Genomic DNA, 16,239 nt, shown 5'->3' with positions numbered 1-16,239 from the left:
TGATTTCGTCCGTTGTTAGCTACTGGCGCTAACAGTTGGTAGACAATAGCAAGCGGCTATTTTTCTGCCACGTACAACTCATCGGCCCAGTTAAAACGGTCGGAGGGCGAGAAGGCCCAAGGCGCACCATTATTTTCAATATTCGAGAACATCACGTTCAACGAGTTGGGCGCCGCCGACTCTTCCAGTACCAGGAAACGGCGCATCTCAATGATGCTTTCTAGCGGATTAATGTTAACTGGGCAAGCCTCCACGCAGGCATTGCAGGTAGTGCAGGCCCACAGCTCCTCGGGCGTCACGTAGCCGCGCAACAGCGTGTGGTTTTCCTTATCGAGCTGTTCCTGCGGCTCATGCTTGGCAGCGGGGCCGTAGAGCGCCGGATCGAAAATGAGGGGCGAGTTGTACTTCTCCTCCATCCGGTCGCGCGTGTCCATGATGATTTTACGCGGCGAAAGCAGCTTGCCCGTCAGGTTAGCCGGACACACCGAGGTGCAGCGGCCGCACTCTGTGCAGGAATAGGCGTGCAACAGGTTGGTCCAAGCCAGGTCGTTTACATCCTTTGCCCCGAAGGTAGTAGGGGCTGCTTCGGCACCTTCCGAGGCCGGGGGGGTAGGTACTTGGTAGGTGGGGTCCATCATGGCCTTCACCTCATGCGTGATGCTGTCCACGTTCGAGAACTGCCCCTGCGGCATCAGCCGCGAGAAGTATACGTTCGGGAAAGCCATGATAATGTGGAAATGCTTACTACTTGGTAAGTAGTTTAGAAACAACAAGATGCCTACAATGTGCACCCACCAGCCTATGCGCTCCAGCACGAGTAGTGTAGCAGTGTTATCCGGTAGCAGACCCGTTAGAAAGCCGCTGATAGGGTAGACGCCCGGCAGATAGGCATTCTCTACCTGATGCAGCTTCAGGTCAGCGGTGTTCATTAGGAACAAGGCCAGCATCAGCGCTGCCTCGATGTAGAGAATAAGATTGGCATCGAGTTTAGGCCAGGCGCGCATCTCGGTACCGCGGAAGCGCCGTACGGGCTCGCTCCGATTGCGCCGCCACCAGAACGCGGCTACAGCAACTATAACCAGGGCACTCAGCACCTCGTTGGTAGCAACCAGCGCGTTGTAGAACCCACCCGTAAAACCTAGAATCCGGTGTGTGTTGAATAAACCATCAATAACAATCTCAATGACTTCGATATTGATGACCAGAAAACCAACATACACGATGAGGTGTAGCAGCGCCGGCGTGATGCGCTTAAACATCTTCTGTTGCCCGAAGGCCACAAGCAATGTTTTCTTAAGCCGCTCGCCTACGTCGCCGGACATATCCCGGTCGCGGCCGTGAGAGATGTTGGCGCGAATCTTTCGCACCTGCCACGCAAACAGCCCAAAGCCGGCGAGGACAACGAGAAGAAAAATAATGTTCTGGATGGTCACGGGATAGAGTGGAATTGGTGGGACCGAAAAATACTCGTTATGCCTAACAAATTTACCCTTTTCGCTGGAAAGATTTTTCGGCCGCACGATGTTAGTGGTTCTAGAGTACGCAAACTCGCCCACGAAAACCACTCAAGCATATTTTTTTTATCAGCGCTTGTATTCCTCAATCTCTTTACTACTTTTGTGCCTCCCAAGGCGCTCAGCGCTACCGGGAAGCTGGTAACATAGCTCAGTTGGTAGAGCACAGCACTGAAAATGCTGGTGTCGTTGGTTCGATTCCAACTGTTACCACAACGAAAAGGCCTTTCTGCTGAGCAGAAAGGCCTTTTCGTTAATATGGGTTTGTTACTGACACTCCTGCACTGCCTCCGAAGCATAGAGATATCCCAACCGCACGGCGCGACGAAAAAATTCACACGCGGCCCCGGTATTGCCTTCCTGTTGTGCCAACCGCCCCAATAGGAAATGCACCTGCCCATTCTGCGGAGTGATAAGCAGCACCTGCCGGTAGTCAGTACGGGCGGCGGCGTAGTTGCCTTGCTTGTAGTAAGCTAGCCCGCGATAGGTTAGGGGCTTCACATCTACCGACCAGCCCGCGGCGGTTCGTTGTCGCAAGCCGGTAGAGAAATCCTGGATGGCACCTGCAAACTGCCGTTGCTCAAATAGCCGGATTTCACCCCGTAGCAGGTAGGCATCGCTCAGCAAAGAGTCTTGTTGCAGCGCGCGGGTAAGGCTAATAGCAGCGGCTTGCGAAAGCCCTAATTGCACCTCACACTGCCCCAGCCGCGCCCACAAAGCAGCTGCGCCTTTCCCTGTTGGCTCTTCCGCCAGCGCTACCTGGTAGTCGGCCCGGGCAGCGGCGTAATTGTGGTTGATGTAGTGCTCAATCTCGCCCCGGCGCCGGTGTGCCGCGGCGTAGGTAGGACGAAAAGCAATAGCACTCGTGAAATAGCTGCGCGCAATTTTCCATTGCCGGTTGGTATAGGCACGCAGACCATAGCGGTAGTTGCGGGTAGCCGACACATAATCCAGCGTCACTTTCACTGATACGCAAAACAGCACCAGCCCCACAATAAAACCTGTCAGGAGCCACCAGTCGCGGCGGGTGAAACGGCGGCGCTTGGGAATGGGACGGTAGTACCGCTCAGCGGAGCCGGCGGGTGGGCGGGTACGCAGGGGGGCGGGCGGCGGCATGGGCACGCCGTACACGTGCTGGCTGTGCGCCCGGTAGTGCTGGGCACGCCGCTGCTCCTCGGCCCGGCGTACGGCCATGCGCAGTTGATGGTCGTAGGTAGCACGACGGCCGGGGTCCGATAACACTTGGTAGGCGGCCGCCACGGCTTTAAATTCCTCCTCGAACTGTGCACTCCCGCCGTGCATATCCGGATGATATCGCACTGCCAAGCGTTTGTATGCCGTTTTTATTTCCTGGGGCGTAGCAGTGGTCGCTACGCCCAGTACGTGATAGTGATTCTGACTCAAAGTGCGGGAGTTATCAGTAAAAATAACGCAAAACTCAGACGTGATAGTTGCTTTTGCGTATGACAAACCATTTGGCTGATCCGCTTTCCTAACGGCTAAATCAGCGTTTTGCTACTAGCTTTACCCATCTGCCATCTTTTCTTTCCGCCGTATGGCCTTCAACAACGACGCTAAAACACCCCACAACGATAGCCTTTTCGGCAATCTGAAAGGCTACCTCGATACGCGTATCGATATTCTTCGGCTAGAAGCCCAGGAGAAAGCAAAAACAGCCTTTGTGGGCGCGGCTCATGGCATTACGCTGGCCGTAATTGGCCTGTTTTTTCTCATTTTCGTGAGTGTTTTTGCCGGCCTGGCGCTCAACTCGGCGCTCGATAGTCCGTTCTGGGGCTTCGGCATTGTGGCAGGTTTCTACCTATTGTTGCTCATCATCTTCTTGGTCGGCGTCGATAAAAAAGTGTTTCAAGGAGTGGCCGACAAGCTGCTGGATAACACGATCTACAAATCTGATAAGCGTCAAGCATAATCCGCATGGCTGAGCTACATAATCCGTTATTCGAAAACGAAAAAGAGTTTCTGGAGCGGCAGAAACTGGAATACGAGCGTGCCCTGATGGGCGACGTCGAGGAAATCAAAGCTAAAACCCAGAAAGTAGGCAAAATTGCGCTTATTGGGGCAGGGGTAGCCAGTGGCGTATGGCTGCTGAGCAAGGTATTTGGTAGCAGCAAGTCATCGGCCAAAAAGCTGGGCACAGGTTCCAAAAACCGAAAGAAAAAGAAGCGTCTAAAGTCTGGCGCTCCGCTGGGGGTAGGCGCTGTAAGCGACGATCTGGGCTTTGGCAGCGCACCGCTTACGGCCTCGCATAGCCACGGTCGTCCGGCCCAACTGGCTCCCGACGTATACCACACCGACGCGCCCGAAGCCGATCCATTTCCCCCGCTTCCACCACGGCCCACCCAATTCGCCGCGCCCAACTACCACGCCCCAGAACCTGAAGAGGAAGATTCAGGCTTCACGTCCATCGTTGCCGATGGCGTGCAAGCCTTTCTGAAATCAGATACCGGCAAGATGCTGATGGCACAAGCCACGGCTGTGGTAATGGCCTACGCTGCGAAAAAAGGTAGGAGAATACTTGCCTATGGTCAAAAATCCCGACCTTGCCACTTCTTCCGAGCCAGAAGTTCGGGATATTGACTTTACCTTTCACGACGACGACGCGCATGCGCCTCGACCCGCTATATGATACGTTTGTAACCCGTCGCTTGCGCGGCCAGAAGGCGCTGGCCGTACTTCTCGATCCTGACCAGCTAGACCAAGCAGGTTGCGAGCGGTTGCTAACGCTAAGTGAACAACATCCAATAGATTACTTTTTTGTGGGCGGTAGCTTGGTGACGACAACGCACCAGGCTACCCTCATTCGTTTTATAAAGCACCGTAGCCCGGTGCCTGTGGTGCTGTTTCCAAGCCATAGCCTGCACCTAGACGCGCAAGCCGATGGAATTTTGCTGTTGTCGCTGATTTCGGGCCGCAATCCGGAGTTTCTTATCGGGCAGCACATTATTGCCGCGCCTGCGCTTCGGCAGAGTGGGCTGCAAATCCTGCCTACTGGCTATATGCTGGTAGATACTGGCCGGCAGACCACCGCTAGCTACATGAGTGGTACCACTCCCCTACCCTACGACAAGCCTGCCATTGCGGCCTGCACCGCTATGGCAGGCGAACAATTAGGTCTTCGGCTGATCTTTCTGGATGGGGGCAGCGGCGCGCTCCACCCCATCACACCAGCCATGATTAGCGCCGTGCGAACAGCCGTAGATGTTCCGCTTATTGTAGGCGGAGGCATCAATACCACCGAGAAAGCACACGCCGCTTTCACTGCTGGCGCCGATGTGTTGGTGGTAGGCAATCAGATTGAAAAAGACCCAGGGTTCTTAGTTGAAATGGCTCAACTCGTGCACAGTTTCAACGCGGCACTAGCAGAGTGATTCCTTAAATCCTTACCCCTATAACGCAACAGTGCCCGGTCTAAGACCGGGCACTGTTGTTTGTATGATAATCTTCGATAAAATCTGTAATTAGATGTTCATAGCCGACTCGCGGCGGCGCATCTTACCAGCGGGAATACCAAACATCATCTTAAAACGACGGCAGAAATACGCGGTATCCTTGTAGCCTACCTCTTTGCCGATGTCGCGGATGCTCTTCTTCGTGGTACGCAGCAGGAACACGGCGCGCTCCATGCGCTGGTATTCGATGTAGTCCTGCGGATTGATACCGGTCAGCATTTTGAAGTACTGGCCCACGTAATCTTCGCTCACGTTTGCCACGCCCGAAAGTACCTTGTTGGACAAGTCGCCGCCGATGTTCTCCTTGATATAGTTGAACAGGTCAATGAGGCGCGGATCCTTGAAGTAGGTACTGTTAGTAGCGAGCTGCTCCACGAACATCTTGTTTTTCAGGATGTAACGCACGATTTCCACTACGATATTCTCGGTGTAAATCGTAATCAGTCGCTCACGGCCGGGAAGGTCCTGTAGGCTTTCCTCTACTACCTTGATGACCAAATTGGCCAACTTGGAGTTGTTGGAAATAACGAAAGCCGGTACATCCAGCGAGGAGAAGAAGTTAACCGAGTCAAACACCTTGGCTTCAAAGCTCACAAAGCTGTGGCTTTCCTCAGCGTCACCAATCAGGTCGAGGTCAGAGTTGGAATGAAAGAACTTGTCTTTGTTGGTAATCAGGTCGTCGTTGCTAATGAGCTTACCGCCGCTCTGGCCATAACTTACCCGTGTAGCCCGACCACCTGGAATAAACAACATTTCGCCTTCTTCTATCACTTGTTCCTCATCACCAAAAGCGATGCGGCCCTTATGTAATAGAATAAGGTTGTTCCCCATATCATAGGAATTACGAACAGTGAAGGGCTGCTGCAATACCAGATTTTTCGCTTTGATGTAACGAACTCCCAGTGATTCAATCACTTTATTGTAATCTTCCATTTCTTAGGGGGAGGTGCTATATTGTGTTAATACCAGACGTAAGTAGGTCTTTTTCTAGACAATGCAAATAAACATATAAAAATTCACAAAAACGAAAACAAAAACTTAACATCACTAAGTTTTGTACAATAAATCTCAAAATTAGACAACATATATAGTTATTTTAATAGTTCGCGTGAGATTACAATTTTCTGAATCTCGGAAGTTCCCTCGTAAATCTGCGTGATTTTCGCGTCGCGCATCAAGCGTTCTACGTGATATTCCTTCACAAAGCCATATCCTCCATGGATTTGTACTGCTTCCACAGCCGTATCCATAGCAGTTTTGGATGCGAATAACTTGGCCATAGCCCCTGATTTGGCGTAGTCTTGTCCGTTATCCTTGTCGTTGGCTGCTTGTAGGCAGAGCAGGCGGGCCGCGTCGATATTGGTAGCCATATCGGCTAGCTTGAACTGTATGGCTTGGTGCTTGGAGATTTCAACGCCGAAAGCCTTTCGCTCCTGCGCGTATTTCAGCGACAACTCTAGCGCACCGGATGCAATACCCAGTGCTTGTGCGGCAATACCAATGCGGCCGCCCGCCAACACCTGCATGGCAAACTTAAATCCGAAGCCATCTTCACCAATCCGGTTCTCCTTGGGTACGCGCACGTCAGTAAACATCAAGGAGTGCGTATCGGAGCCACGGATGCCAAGCTTATTTTCCTTCAGGCCAATTACAAAGCCGGGTGTGTCTTTCTCTACAATGAAGGCGTTGATACCACGGTGCTTCAGTTCAGGATTGGTTTGGGCGATAACCAAATACACAGAAGCTGACGAGCCGTTGGTAATCCAGTTTTTGGTGCCGTTTAGTAGGTAGTAATCGCCTTTGTCTTCGGCCGTGGTGCGCTGCATGGTCGCATCGGAACCTGCTTCGGGCTCAGAAAGGCAAAAGGCGCCAATTTGCTCGCCGGACGCTAGCTTGGTGAGGTATTTCTGCTTCTGCTCCTCGGTGCCATACTTCTCCAAGCCCCAGCACACCAGCGAGTTGTTCACTGACATAATGACGGAACAGGAGGCATCTACTTTCGATATTTCTTCCATAGCCAGCACATAAGACACGGTATCGAGGCCGCTGCCGCCGTACTCGGGGCTGACCATCATGCCCATAAAGCCTAACTCGCCCATCTTGCGAACCTGCTCTGTAGGAAACTTCTGGTGTTCGTCGCGCTCAATCACGCCCGACCATAATTCGCTTTGAGCAAAATCGCGGGCAGCAGCTTGTACGGCTAATTGTTCTTCGGTCAGTTGAAAATTCATACTCTGGTAATGTGGGTGGGGTGGAATTCAGACATCAAATTTACTCCGCAAACGTTAGCGACATGGCGAATGGCCTAATTTTTCTCCTATTTATGCTTCTTTAGAGAAAATAGACGGGCACTAAAAAACCCTCCGCCATAGGCAGAGGGTTCCTTTAAACAATAGTATAATGCGAGGTTACGTGCTACCTTAACGCCGGTCACGACCGCCCATGGCAATACTTACATAATAGAGCAGCGTAGCCAACGAGGCCAGTGCAGCCACTACATACGTCATAGCTGCCCACCACAGGGCGTCTTTTGCCATCGCGTGTTCCTGCTGCGTTACAATGCCCCGGCGGTCAATCCAGGCCAAAGCCCGACGCGAGGCGTCGAACTCTACGGGTAGGGTCACGAAACTAAACAGGGTAGTAAGTGAAAACAGCGCAATACCAATCCAGAGCGGTATGGCCGTGGTTTGGAGCATAAAAATACCTGCTAGCAGAATCCAGGTCATGTACTTGGAAACGGAGCTGAGCATCGGCACCATAGCCGACCGGAACTGCAACGCGGCATAGGCCGTGGCGTGCTGCACGGCGTGGCCGCACTCGTGGGCCGCTACGGCCGCCGCGGCGGCACTACGCTCCTCGTACACGGCTTCGCTCAGGTTCACCGTTTTGTCGGTGGGGTTATAGTGGTCGGAGAGCTTGCCGGGGGTAGAGATGACGCGGACGTCGGTGATGCCATGGTCTTGCAGCATCAACTCGGCAATTTGCCGGCCCGACAAGTTAGATTGCAGGCCTACTTGGGCATACTTAGCAAATTTGCTGCGCAAGCGCCACTGAATCAGGCCACTCACAACCATGGCCAGAATAATCAGGAAATACATTGGCGTTATGTGGAACATCGTACAGGAGAGTCATTAGGGTTGAAACTGTTGGCGGATACGTTCGACGATACGGGTAGTGCTGTACCCGTCTACCAACGGTACGGTACGTACCTCGCCACCGTTTTGTAACACCGTTTCGTGGCCCACAATTCCACTGATTGTATAGTCGTCGCCTTTCACCAAAATATCGGGTTGAAGCTGCTCAATCAGGGTCAGGGGGGTAGGCTCATCGAAGAGTACTACGGCATCCACAAACAAAAGCGACGCCAAGATGCGGGCACGTGCCATTTCGTCTTGTAGCGGCCGGCCGGGCTTCAAATTCCCTACCGAGCGGTCGGTGTTGAGGCCCACTACCAGCGCATCGCCCAAATGCCTAGCCTTTTCCAGGTAATCGACATGGCCCAGGTGCAGCAGGTCGAAGCAACCGTTGGTGAATACCACCCGGCGGTTCTCAGCGTGCCACGCGGCGCGCTGGGCTATAGCTGCCTCCAGGCTCAGAATTTTGTCTTTACTCCACAACATGCGCGGGGGATCTTGCGACCAGCGGTTTCGCAGATACCTGGCGGCCCGCCCGGCCCGATTGTACCATACTCAGGGCGAAGCTGATGCCGCCCATCAACACCACCAGAAGCGTTTGCGAGCCGTGCACCACCAAGGCGTACACGATACCATCTTCTTTTGAAATACCATAAACCAGCAACGTACTTTGTACTAGCACATGGTATACGCCGAAGCCGCCCTGCACCGGGGCGGCCATTCCAAACGTGCCGAATGTGAGCACCGCCAACGCTGCTACCAGCCCCAAGTGCTGAGTGGCCGGAAAGGCAAAAAATGCCAGGTAGCCCATCAGGAAGTACACTACCCACGTGAAGACGGTGTGTAGCAGAAAGATGCCCTTGTGTGGCATCCGGCGAATGCTGAAAACACCTGCTAACATTCCTTTCACAAAGCTGAGTACTTTGCCAAATACCCGATGCTGCCGCAGCCGTTCCAAATTACGCCACAACAAATAGACTGAGACAAGGCCCAGCCCTAAGCCAATAACAGCCAACGCAATAAGCGTCTGCTTGCTTTGCCCCAGCGTGTCGTATTTGTCGGTTACAAGCCCTGTAGCAAAGCTCCAAAATTTGTTGAACGCCAAGAGCAGCGTGGCGCCCAGAATCAGCCCTAGTACTACCACATCAATGATGCGCTCCGTAATCATGGTGCCTACCCCTACCTGCACCGGCACCCCGCTGGTACGGCGCAGCACCGAGCAGCGCAGCACTTCGCCCAGGCGGGGCAGCACCAGATTGGCCAAGTAGCCTACCATCATGGCGTGGTACACCTCCCAGTAAGATGGGTGGTAGCCGGTGGCATCAATCTGCATTTTCCAGCGGTAGGCTCGACTGAAATAGCCCAGCGCCGACAACACCAGCGTTAGGCCCAGCCACCAATAGTTGGCTTGTAGAATGGATTCGCCTACCCTACTCAAGTTCAACCCACGCACTGCATACCACATCATGGCCGCCGAAAAGGCCAGCAGCAGCGCGTATTTCAGAACATTGAGTAGTTTCTTCATCAAGTCGGGTCTGTTTAGAAGTTGCGAGTTACTAATTATCAGAAAAAGAATGTCATCCTGAGCATGTGGCGCATCAAACTCGTGTCGAAGGACCTTGCTAGACCAGAACGATTGCTATAGTATAGTAATGACTCGTTTTCAAGTGGAAAGGCCCTTCGAAACTGGCTTGATGTACCACATACAAGCGTATAGCATCGACACGGCGGCCCGGTTAGCAACCACTCAGCTTAACCGGTTGTGCTGGTCGGGGAAAACGAGGGTAGGCTTGTGAGCGCGTGCCTCTGCAAAATCGATGAGAGCGTAAGAGAAGATAATCACGATGTCGCCCACGGCTACGCGGCGGGCGGCCGGACCATTCAGGCAGATCATACCTGAGCCCCGCTCTCCACGAATTGTATAGGTTTCAAACCGCTCCCCGTTGTTCACGTTCACGATAGTCACCTTCTCGTTTTCTACCATATTAGCCGCGTCCAGCAGGTCCTCGTCAATAGTGATGCTACCTACATAATGTAGCTCCGCCTGCGTGACTTTGGCGCGGTGAATTTTCGACTTTAGAACCTCGATATGCATGGGTGAAAAAGCGGGTGGAATATATCTTGCAAAGATACAGAAGGGAAAAATGGTAGGTAGCGGTGAGAGGTTGTGAGATAGGGAATATCAATCGTCTGTCATCCTGAGTGCAGCGAAGGATCTTCTCACGTGTGAGCAAGTCGTTGTTACGTCAATCGTTCAACTGGTATAAGGTCATTCGCAAGCGGACGTCAGATAAAGGATGACAGGCGCTTTCTACCCATCATCACATCAACAATCAGCTCATCACCATTACATTATCAATCAGGCGCACGCTACCGAGGTGCGCTGCTAGGCACAGAGCCACGGCGGCCTGTTGTTGCCAGGGCCCTGGTAAGGGTTGCAGGGTTTGCGCGTCTGCTACCTCTATATACTCTAAGGTAATAGCAGGGGTAGCCGCCAGATACTCAGCTACCGCGGTTTGCACGGCAGTAGGTTCGGCACCGGCCTGCACCAGATCGGCAGCTTGGCGCAACGCTTCGTACAAGCGCGGCGCTACGGCCCGCTCGTCCGGCGTGAGCCGCCGGTTGCGCGATGACATCGCCAGCCCATCCGCTTCTCGCACGGTAGGGAATACCACCAATTCCAACGCAAACGACAAGTCGGCCACCAGCTGCTGGATGATGGCTACCTGCTGCAAGTCCTTCTGCCCGAAGTAGGCGCGATGCGGCTGGCACAAGTGAAACAGCTTGCTTACCACCGTGGCTACCCCATTAAAGTGGCCTGGCCGGTGGGCACCTTCCATCACCCGCTCCAGAGCACCAAAATCAAACCGCAATACGGCCGGCGTTGGGTACATCTCCTCCACGGAGGGTAAGAACAACGCCGTGCAGCCCGCTGGGCTCAATAGCGCAGCGTCGGCCTCGGGCAGGCGGGGGTAGAGCCGGAAGTCGTCGGGGTTGTTGAACTGGGTGGGGTTGACGAAGATGCTAACCACTATTACATCGTTGGCCGCCGCCGCGGCGCGCACCAGTTGCAGGTGGCCTTCGTGCAGGGCGCCCATGGTAGGCACCAGCCCAATGCGCTTGCCCGCCTGCCGCCACTGCTCCACTTGGGTGAGTAGGGAGGCAACCGTGTAAAGTATGTTCATGAAACAAAAAGCCCGCTATTTACGATGCCCAGGCCGGATTAGTTGAAATTTTGCTTAAAATTGTTTAATTTTGTGCATCCCAAAGTGTTGCCCTTTCCCAATCACCAACATAACCACTATGTCTAAGTTGAGAATACTCTATGCTGCCACGGAAATCAACCCGTTTCTGCAAACGACCAAGGTAGCGGAGTTTCTGCGCATGTTGCCGCAGGGAATGCAAGAGATGGGGATGGAAATCCGCATTTTCGTACCCCGATTTGGTATTATTAACGAGCGTAAAAACCGTTTGCATGAGGTGGTTCGGTTGTCCGGCATCAACATCGCCGTGGGAGAAGAGGAAAAGCCGCTGGTAATTAAGGTAGCGTCGATTCCGAACGCGAAGTTGCAGGTATATTTCATCGATAACGAGGATTATTTTCACCGCAAATCGGTACTGGTCGATAAGAACGATAAGTTTCACGCCGACAATGACGAGCGGGCTATCTTCTTCTGCAAAGGCGTGCTGGAAACGGTAAAAAAATTAGGCTGGGCACCAGACATCGTGCACTGCAACGACTGGATGACGGGCCTGATTCCGATGTACTTGAAAACTACTTACAAGAAGGACCCGATTTTCAAGGATGCCAAATCGGTGTTCACCATCTACAACAATGAGTTCAAGCACAAGTTCGGGCAGGACATCATTGAGAAAGCTAAGATGCTGGACATTGATGACGAAATGCTGGCTGCGCTGAAGTCGGCTGACTTTGGCGGCTTTATCAAGGTAGGCATGGAGTACGCCGATTCAGTAGTGAAGTCGGACGAGGATTTCAGCGACAATCTAAACGCGCTGTTCACCGAGTACTCGCAGAAATGCCGTATTGGCCAAATGGGTGCCGATCAGGATTTGCTGACTTCTTACTACGATTTATATAATGAACTGGCCAACTAAGGCCCTGCGCCGCTGGTCGGCGTGCCTACTTTCCGCACCGGCTCTGTTGATGGCAACTGGCTGCGAAGATCCCAATAACATCAGCGTGGAGCTGCCCGGCAGCGCTAGCACTACGACCGAGTACCGCGACCTGCCCGTGATGGCGTACACCGTACGCCGGGACTCCCTGCCTACCCTCAATGCAAGCCAAATGCTATTGGGCAGGGTGCGCGACAACAATACCGGCATTGTGACAGCGGCGCGGGTGTATACCAACCTGCAAGTCACTACCGATCCGCTGCCTGCTACGTTTGCGGGGGCACAGCTCGACTCGGTTACGCTCATTATGGCGTATACCCGCGCCTATGGCACCACTGCTCAGCCGGGCCGGTTCAATGTGTTCGGCTTGCAACAGAAGCTGGACGAGCGAGTGGCTTATAACTCCAGCACCAGCGCGAGTGTAAGCACGCCGTTACTGAGCAACGTGACTATTCCATATAGCCCGGAGCGGCGGGAGCGTCAACCCTCGTCCCCAGCCAGCACCACCGACACCGTTACGACGGTGACCACCGTTCCGCAGGCGCTGAACTTCCGGATTGCTAAGTCTGCTTCTTTCAGCACGGGCTTGTTTGCCCTGCTGCAAAAAACGGATTTCACGCAGGCTCAGCTCGATGCGCACGTAGCTGGCTTAGCCGTGGCGCCAGCAGATGACTATGTAGGTGCCGTTGCCAGCATTAATCCTTCGTATACGATACTGGCTGTTTATTACCACGACCCGGCTCGTCCTTCTATCCGGCGTGTGTACCGTATGGCCAGCAACGTGAACAACGATGCCCGCTACTTCACCCAAATCACCCCCGATTTCAGTGCGGCTGGCCCCCTGGCAGCAGTAGCAGACAAAAAGCAATCGGTACCTGCTGCCGTTACCAATGAAGTAACCTATATCCAGGATGGTGTTGGACTGGCTACGAAGCTGGTTATTCCTGGTTTGGAGGAACTGCGCAAGCAGTCCGGTATAGCAATCAACCGCGCCGAGCTATTGGTACCGGTTAAGCCGTTTAGCAACAGTGTTTTTCCTTATCCTGGTTATCAGGCGTTGAATAATCCAACGAAGGATGTGGCTGTCACTAAAACGTACCTCTATGAGGCTAATAGCGAAAACAACCGCATACTCCAGCGCACGATTTTGTCGAATCCTATCAATCGTTTGGTGCAGGCAGATCAGGCCAATCAGCAGAGCCAATCGTATCAGGTAGCCTCCAATGCTTCTCCAGCAGCAGGCTCACAGGCTGAAGGTACGCTATACAGTGTAGATGCCTCTACGCTGTATTATAGCATCCTGATGACCAGCTACACGCAAGCTTATCTCCTGAATCAGTTGGGTGGAGAGTTACCTTCCGCTTTCCTGTTTTCACCTACCTTGGCCTTGCCGAAAGCCTATCAGCCCACCGTCAACGTATCGCTAAACCGGGCAGTGCTGAATGCTAATAATATAAAGCTCCGGGTTTACTTCTCCAACCGGCAGTAGGCGGGCTCCGCGCCCATTATCAGTTTCGGCACGCGCTTTGCCAACCGACTCTCCTTTCCATTTATTGGCTTTTTCCTGAACGCTATGTGCGGAATCGTTGCGTATATCGGGCACCGTGAGGCTTGCCCCATTATTCTAAAAGGGTTGCACCGCCTCGAATACCGGGGATATGATTCGGCAGGCGTAGCCTTGCTCAACGGAACGTTGAGCGTGTACAAGAAGAAGGGTAAGGTAAACGACCTCGAAAACTTTATTGCCGGCAAAGATTTGCATGCACAGGTAGGCATGGGCCATACCCGCTGGGCTACACACGGCGAGCCCAATGACGTAAATGCCCACCCGCATTACTCTACCTCAGAGCGGATTGCCATCATCCACAATGGCATTATTGAAAACTACGCATCGCTGAAAACACACTTGCAGCAGCAAGGGCACGTGTTTCACTCCGATACCGACACGGAAGTTTTCGTTAACCTCATCGAAGAAATTCAGAGCAAAAACGACTGTACGCTGGAAGAAGCAGTGCGTTTGGCATTGCACGAGGTAGTAGGTGCCTACGCTATTGTAGTGCTAAGCAAGGATGCTCCTAACCAGCTGATTGCTGCTCGCAAAGGCTCGCCACTGGTTATCGGTGTGGGCCAGAATGAATTCTTCTTGGCGTCGGATGCTACCCCCATTATCGAGTACACCAACGAAGTGGTGTATGTGAACGACTACGAAATCGTAGTTATTCGGGATGGTAAGATGGATATTCAATCCAAGGAAGCCGTGCAGCAGACGCCCTATATTCAGAAGCTGGAACTGGCGCTGGATAGCATTGAAAAGGGTGGCTACGAGCACTTCATGCTAAAGGAAATCTTCGAGCAGCCTCGCTCTATTCTGGATTCTATGCGCGGGCGCCTGGAGTTGAAGTCGGGCCACCTGAACATGGCGGGCGCACGGGCGTACGAGCAGAAGTTTATCCACGCACAGCGTATCATTATCGTAGCCTGCGGTACCTCTTGGCACGCTGGCTTGGTAGCTGAGTATCTACTGGAAGACCTGGCACGCATCCCCGTGGAGGTTGAGTACGCCTCGGAGTTCCGCTACCGTAACCCGGTACTCACGGAACGCGATATTGTAATTGCCATTTCGCAATCTGGCGAGACGGCCGACACGCTGGCAGCTATTGAGTTGGCCAAGTCGAAGGGCGCTACCATTTTCGGTATTTGCAATGTGGTAGGCAGCAGCATTGCTCGCGCCACAGATGCTGGCGCCTACACCCACGCCGGTCCTGAAATTGGCGTAGCTTCCACCAAGGCTTTCACCGCCCAGGTAACAGTACTCACACTGCTAGCTATGATTGTGGGTAGCAAGCGCGGCACTCTCACCGACACCAAACTGCGCGAGTTGATGGTGGAGTTGGACACCATTCCGGCGAAGGTAGAGAAGGCGCTTCAGTTGGATACGGAAATCCAGCAGATTTCTGAAATCTTCAAAGATGCCAGCAATTTCCTTTATCTGGGCCGGGGCTACAACTTCCCGGTAGCGTTGGAAGGTGCTCTTAAGCTAAAGGAGATCAGCTACATTCATGCTGAGGGCTACCCCGCAGCGGAGATGAAACACGGCCCTATCGCCCTGATCGACGAGAACATGCCGGTGGTAGTTATTGCTACCAAAGACCAGTCGTATGAGAAGGTAGTTTCCAATATTCAGGAGGTGAAGGCGCGTAAAGGCCGCATCATTGCTGTGGTGACCGAAGGCGACGAGGTGATTCCGCAGATGGCGGAGTTCGTGATTGAAGTGCCCGCTACGTCCGATGTATTGATGCCGTTGGTATCGGTAGTACCGCTTCAATTACTCTCGTATCATATTGCCGTTATGCGTGGCTGCAACGTGGATCAGCCCCGCAACCTGGCAAAATCTGTGACGGTAGAATAATTTTCCCTACTCTGCTAAGAAGCCGCTCCGGTACCCGGAGCGGCTTTTCTGTTTTACATTTAGGCTGTTGAAACTCATTTTCCTAAAAAATTCATTTCACTATGGCTCATTCCGTCATTTTTTCGCCCGATGCCCCCGCGCCCATTGGGCCTTATAGCCAGGCTGTACAGGCCGGCAACACGGTGTATGTTTCGGGACAAATTCCACTGGATGCAACGGGGCAGATGGTAGGCGACGGTGACGTAGCAGCCGAAACACACCAAGTTATGCGCAACCTGCAAGCTGTATTAAGCGCTGCGGGTCTTACCCTGACCAACGTAGTGAAGTGCAGCATCTTCGTGAAGGACCTGCACAACTTTGGCCGCATCAATGATGTGTATGGTAGCTACTTCGAGGCAGGCTATGCTCCTGCCCGCGAAACGGTGGAGGTGTCGCGGCTGCCTAAAGATGTACAGGTAGAGATTTCCTGTATTGCCGTTCACTAAAAGAATCCGGTACTAGGAGTATTCGGCTACTACTTCGTTAACAGCCGGATTCATACTGAGCAAACAAGAGAGCCCCTGGTCTTACAAGACTAG

Annotated in this window: 16 protein-coding genes and 1 tRNA gene; 8 read left to right on the top strand and 9 right to left on the bottom strand. The window is 53.1% G+C overall.

All coding sequences use genetic code 11. The features are described from left to right. Positions 1 to 56 precede the first annotated feature (56 nt). Positions 57 to 1,433: a (Fe-S)-binding protein gene (locus F1C16_RS17555; protein ID WP_185281893.1), complete on the bottom strand. Its 1,377-nt coding sequence runs from the start codon at positions 1,431 to 1,433 to the stop codon at positions 57 to 59. 221 nt (positions 1,434 to 1,654) lie between these two features. On the opposite strand from F1C16_RS17555, the gene F1C16_RS17550 reads away from it, so the two are divergent. After that, positions 1,655 to 1,727: transfer RNA gene (locus F1C16_RS17550), tRNA-Phe, on the top strand. Between the two features lie 54 nt (positions 1,728 to 1,781). On the opposite strand, the gene F1C16_RS17545 is transcribed toward F1C16_RS17550, so the two are convergent. Next, a complete protein-coding gene (locus F1C16_RS17545; protein WP_185281892.1) occupies positions 1,782 to 2,918 on the bottom strand; it encodes a DnaJ domain-containing protein in 1,137 nt (378 codons plus the stop codon). 151 nt (positions 2,919 to 3,069) lie between these two features. Between F1C16_RS17545 and F1C16_RS17540 the strand changes: the two genes are divergently transcribed. Genes F1C16_RS17540 through F1C16_RS17530 form a run of 3 tightly spaced genes read left to right on the top strand, consistent with a single transcriptional unit; the run spans position 3,070 to position 4,903 of the window. Continuing rightward, positions 3,070 to 3,444, top strand: a complete 375-nt coding sequence (locus tag F1C16_RS17540) for a phage holin family protein (protein ID WP_185281891.1) — start codon at positions 3,070 to 3,072, stop codon at positions 3,442 to 3,444. A gap of 5 nt (positions 3,445 to 3,449) precedes the next feature. Further along, positions 3,450 to 4,112, top strand: a complete 663-nt coding sequence (locus tag F1C16_RS17535) for a hypothetical protein (protein WP_185281890.1) — start codon at positions 3,450 to 3,452, stop codon at positions 4,110 to 4,112. Between the two features lie 26 nt (positions 4,113 to 4,138). Then, positions 4,139 to 4,903 (top strand): geranylgeranylglyceryl/heptaprenylglyceryl phosphate synthase, encoded by a 765-nt coding sequence (locus F1C16_RS17530; protein ID WP_185284387.1) that lies wholly within the window; start codon positions 4,139 to 4,141, stop codon positions 4,901 to 4,903. Between the two features lie 90 nt (positions 4,904 to 4,993). Here the strand turns inward: F1C16_RS17530 and F1C16_RS17525 are convergent, their stop codons facing one another. The 7 genes from F1C16_RS17525 to panC form a co-directional block, all read right to left on the bottom strand. Next, the gene (locus F1C16_RS17525; protein ID WP_185281889.1) at positions 4,994 to 5,917 is read right to left on the bottom strand and encodes an AraC family transcriptional regulator; all 924 of its coding nucleotides are present in this window, start codon (positions 5,915 to 5,917) and stop codon (positions 4,994 to 4,996) included. 158 nt (positions 5,918 to 6,075) lie between these two features. Then, positions 6,076 to 7,215 (bottom strand): acyl-CoA dehydrogenase, encoded by a 1,140-nt coding sequence (locus F1C16_RS17520; RefSeq protein WP_185281888.1) that lies wholly within the window; start codon positions 7,213 to 7,215, stop codon positions 6,076 to 6,078. Positions 7,216 to 7,404: 189 nt separating this feature from the next. Further along, a complete protein-coding gene (locus F1C16_RS17515) occupies positions 7,405 to 8,082 on the bottom strand; it encodes a zinc metallopeptidase (protein WP_185281887.1) in 678 nt (225 codons plus the stop codon). Between the two features lie 33 nt (positions 8,083 to 8,115). After that, positions 8,116 to 8,604: a D-glycero-beta-D-manno-heptose 1-phosphate adenylyltransferase gene (gene rfaE2 / locus F1C16_RS17510; protein WP_185281886.1), complete on the bottom strand. Its 489-nt coding sequence runs from the start codon at positions 8,602 to 8,604 to the stop codon at positions 8,116 to 8,118. Then, positions 8,591 to 9,643 carry a lysylphosphatidylglycerol synthase transmembrane domain-containing protein gene (locus tag F1C16_RS17505; protein ID WP_185281885.1) on the bottom strand — a complete coding sequence of 351 codons (1,053 nt, stop codon included), beginning with the start codon at positions 9,641 to 9,643 and terminating at the stop codon, positions 8,591 to 8,593. The genes rfaE2 and F1C16_RS17505 overlap by 14 nt, the downstream gene beginning before the upstream one ends. 222 nt (positions 9,644 to 9,865) lie before the next feature. Beyond that, entirely contained in the window at positions 9,866 to 10,213 is a 348-nt protein-coding gene (gene panD / locus F1C16_RS17500) for an aspartate 1-decarboxylase (protein ID WP_185281884.1), read from the bottom strand. A 238-nt stretch (positions 10,214 to 10,451) separates the two neighbouring features. Next, on the bottom strand, positions 10,452 to 11,303 hold the full coding sequence (gene panC / locus F1C16_RS17495) for a pantoate--beta-alanine ligase (RefSeq protein WP_185281883.1): 852 nt from the start codon (positions 11,301 to 11,303) through the stop codon (positions 10,452 to 10,454). 118 nt (positions 11,304 to 11,421) lie between these two features. Here panC and F1C16_RS17490 point away from each other — a divergent pair, with 118 nt between their 5' ends. The 4 genes from F1C16_RS17490 to F1C16_RS17475 all read left to right on the top strand — a co-directional run bounded on the left by F1C16_RS17490 (position 11,422) and on the right by F1C16_RS17475 (position 16,146). Continuing rightward, entirely contained in the window at positions 11,422 to 12,234 is an 813-nt protein-coding gene (locus F1C16_RS17490; RefSeq protein ID WP_185281882.1) for a glycogen/starch synthase, read from the top strand. After that, a complete protein-coding gene (locus F1C16_RS17485; protein ID WP_185281881.1) occupies positions 12,218 to 13,741 on the top strand; it encodes a DUF4270 family protein in 1,524 nt (507 codons plus the stop codon). Before F1C16_RS17490 ends, F1C16_RS17485 begins: the two co-directional genes overlap by 17 nt. An 84-nt stretch (positions 13,742 to 13,825) precedes the next feature. Next, positions 13,826 to 15,661, top strand: a complete 1,836-nt coding sequence (gene glmS / locus F1C16_RS17480) for a glutamine--fructose-6-phosphate transaminase (isomerizing) (protein WP_185281880.1) — start codon at positions 13,826 to 13,828, stop codon at positions 15,659 to 15,661. Positions 15,662 to 15,762: 101 nt separating this feature from the next. Beyond that, the gene (locus F1C16_RS17475; protein WP_185281879.1) at positions 15,763 to 16,146 is read left to right on the top strand and encodes a RidA family protein; all 384 of its coding nucleotides are present in this window, start codon (positions 15,763 to 15,765) and stop codon (positions 16,144 to 16,146) included. The last annotated feature ends 93 nt before the right edge of the window (positions 16,147 to 16,239 follow it).

It is taken from the genome of Hymenobacter sp. NBH84 (assembly GCF_014217645.1).
Taxonomy (GTDB): Bacteria; Bacteroidota; Bacteroidia; order Cytophagales; family Hymenobacteraceae; genus Hymenobacter; species Hymenobacter profundi.
The sequence above is the reverse complement of the archived record's forward strand: the minus strand, read 5'-3'. Positions and strand labels throughout refer to the sequence as shown.

Bases quoted from the DNA above. Each gene is read 5' to 3' on its own strand.
- F1C16_RS17540 (WP_185281891.1), top strand. From the start codon at position 3,070: ATGGCCTTCAACAACGACGCTAAAACACCCCACAACGATAGCCTTTTC.
- F1C16_RS17535 (WP_185281890.1), top strand. From the start codon at position 3,450: ATGGCTGAGCTACATAATCCGTTATTCGAAAACGAAAAAGAGTTTCTG.
- F1C16_RS17530 (WP_185284387.1), top strand. From the start codon at position 4,139: ATGCGCCTCGACCCGCTATATGATACGTTTGTAACCCGTCGCTTGCGC.
- F1C16_RS17525 (WP_185281889.1), bottom strand. From the start codon at position 5,917: ATGGAAGATTACAATAAAGTGATTGAATCACTGGGAGTTCGTTACATC.
- F1C16_RS17520 (WP_185281888.1), bottom strand. From the start codon at position 7,215: ATGAATTTTCAACTGACCGAAGAACAATTAGCCGTACAAGCTGCTGCC.
- F1C16_RS17515 (WP_185281887.1), bottom strand. From the start codon at position 8,082: ATGTATTTCCTGATTATTCTGGCCATGGTTGTGAGTGGCCTGATTCAG.
- rfaE2 (WP_185281886.1), bottom strand. From the start codon at position 8,604: ATGTTGTGGAGTAAAGACAAAATTCTGAGCCTGGAGGCAGCTATAGCC.
- F1C16_RS17505 (WP_185281885.1), bottom strand. From the start codon at position 9,643: ATGAAGAAACTACTCAATGTTCTGAAATACGCGCTGCTGCTGGCCTTT.
- panD (WP_185281884.1), bottom strand. From the start codon at position 10,213: ATGCATATCGAGGTTCTAAAGTCGAAAATTCACCGCGCCAAAGTCACG.
- panC (WP_185281883.1), bottom strand. From the start codon at position 11,303: ATGAACATACTTTACACGGTTGCCTCCCTACTCACCCAAGTGGAGCAG.
- F1C16_RS17490 (WP_185281882.1), top strand. From the start codon at position 11,422: ATGTCTAAGTTGAGAATACTCTATGCTGCCACGGAAATCAACCCGTTT.
- F1C16_RS17485 (WP_185281881.1), top strand. From the start codon at position 12,218: ATGAACTGGCCAACTAAGGCCCTGCGCCGCTGGTCGGCGTGCCTACTT.
- glmS (WP_185281880.1), top strand. From the start codon at position 13,826: ATGTGCGGAATCGTTGCGTATATCGGGCACCGTGAGGCTTGCCCCATT.
- F1C16_RS17475 (WP_185281879.1), top strand. From the start codon at position 15,763: ATGGCTCATTCCGTCATTTTTTCGCCCGATGCCCCCGCGCCCATTGGG.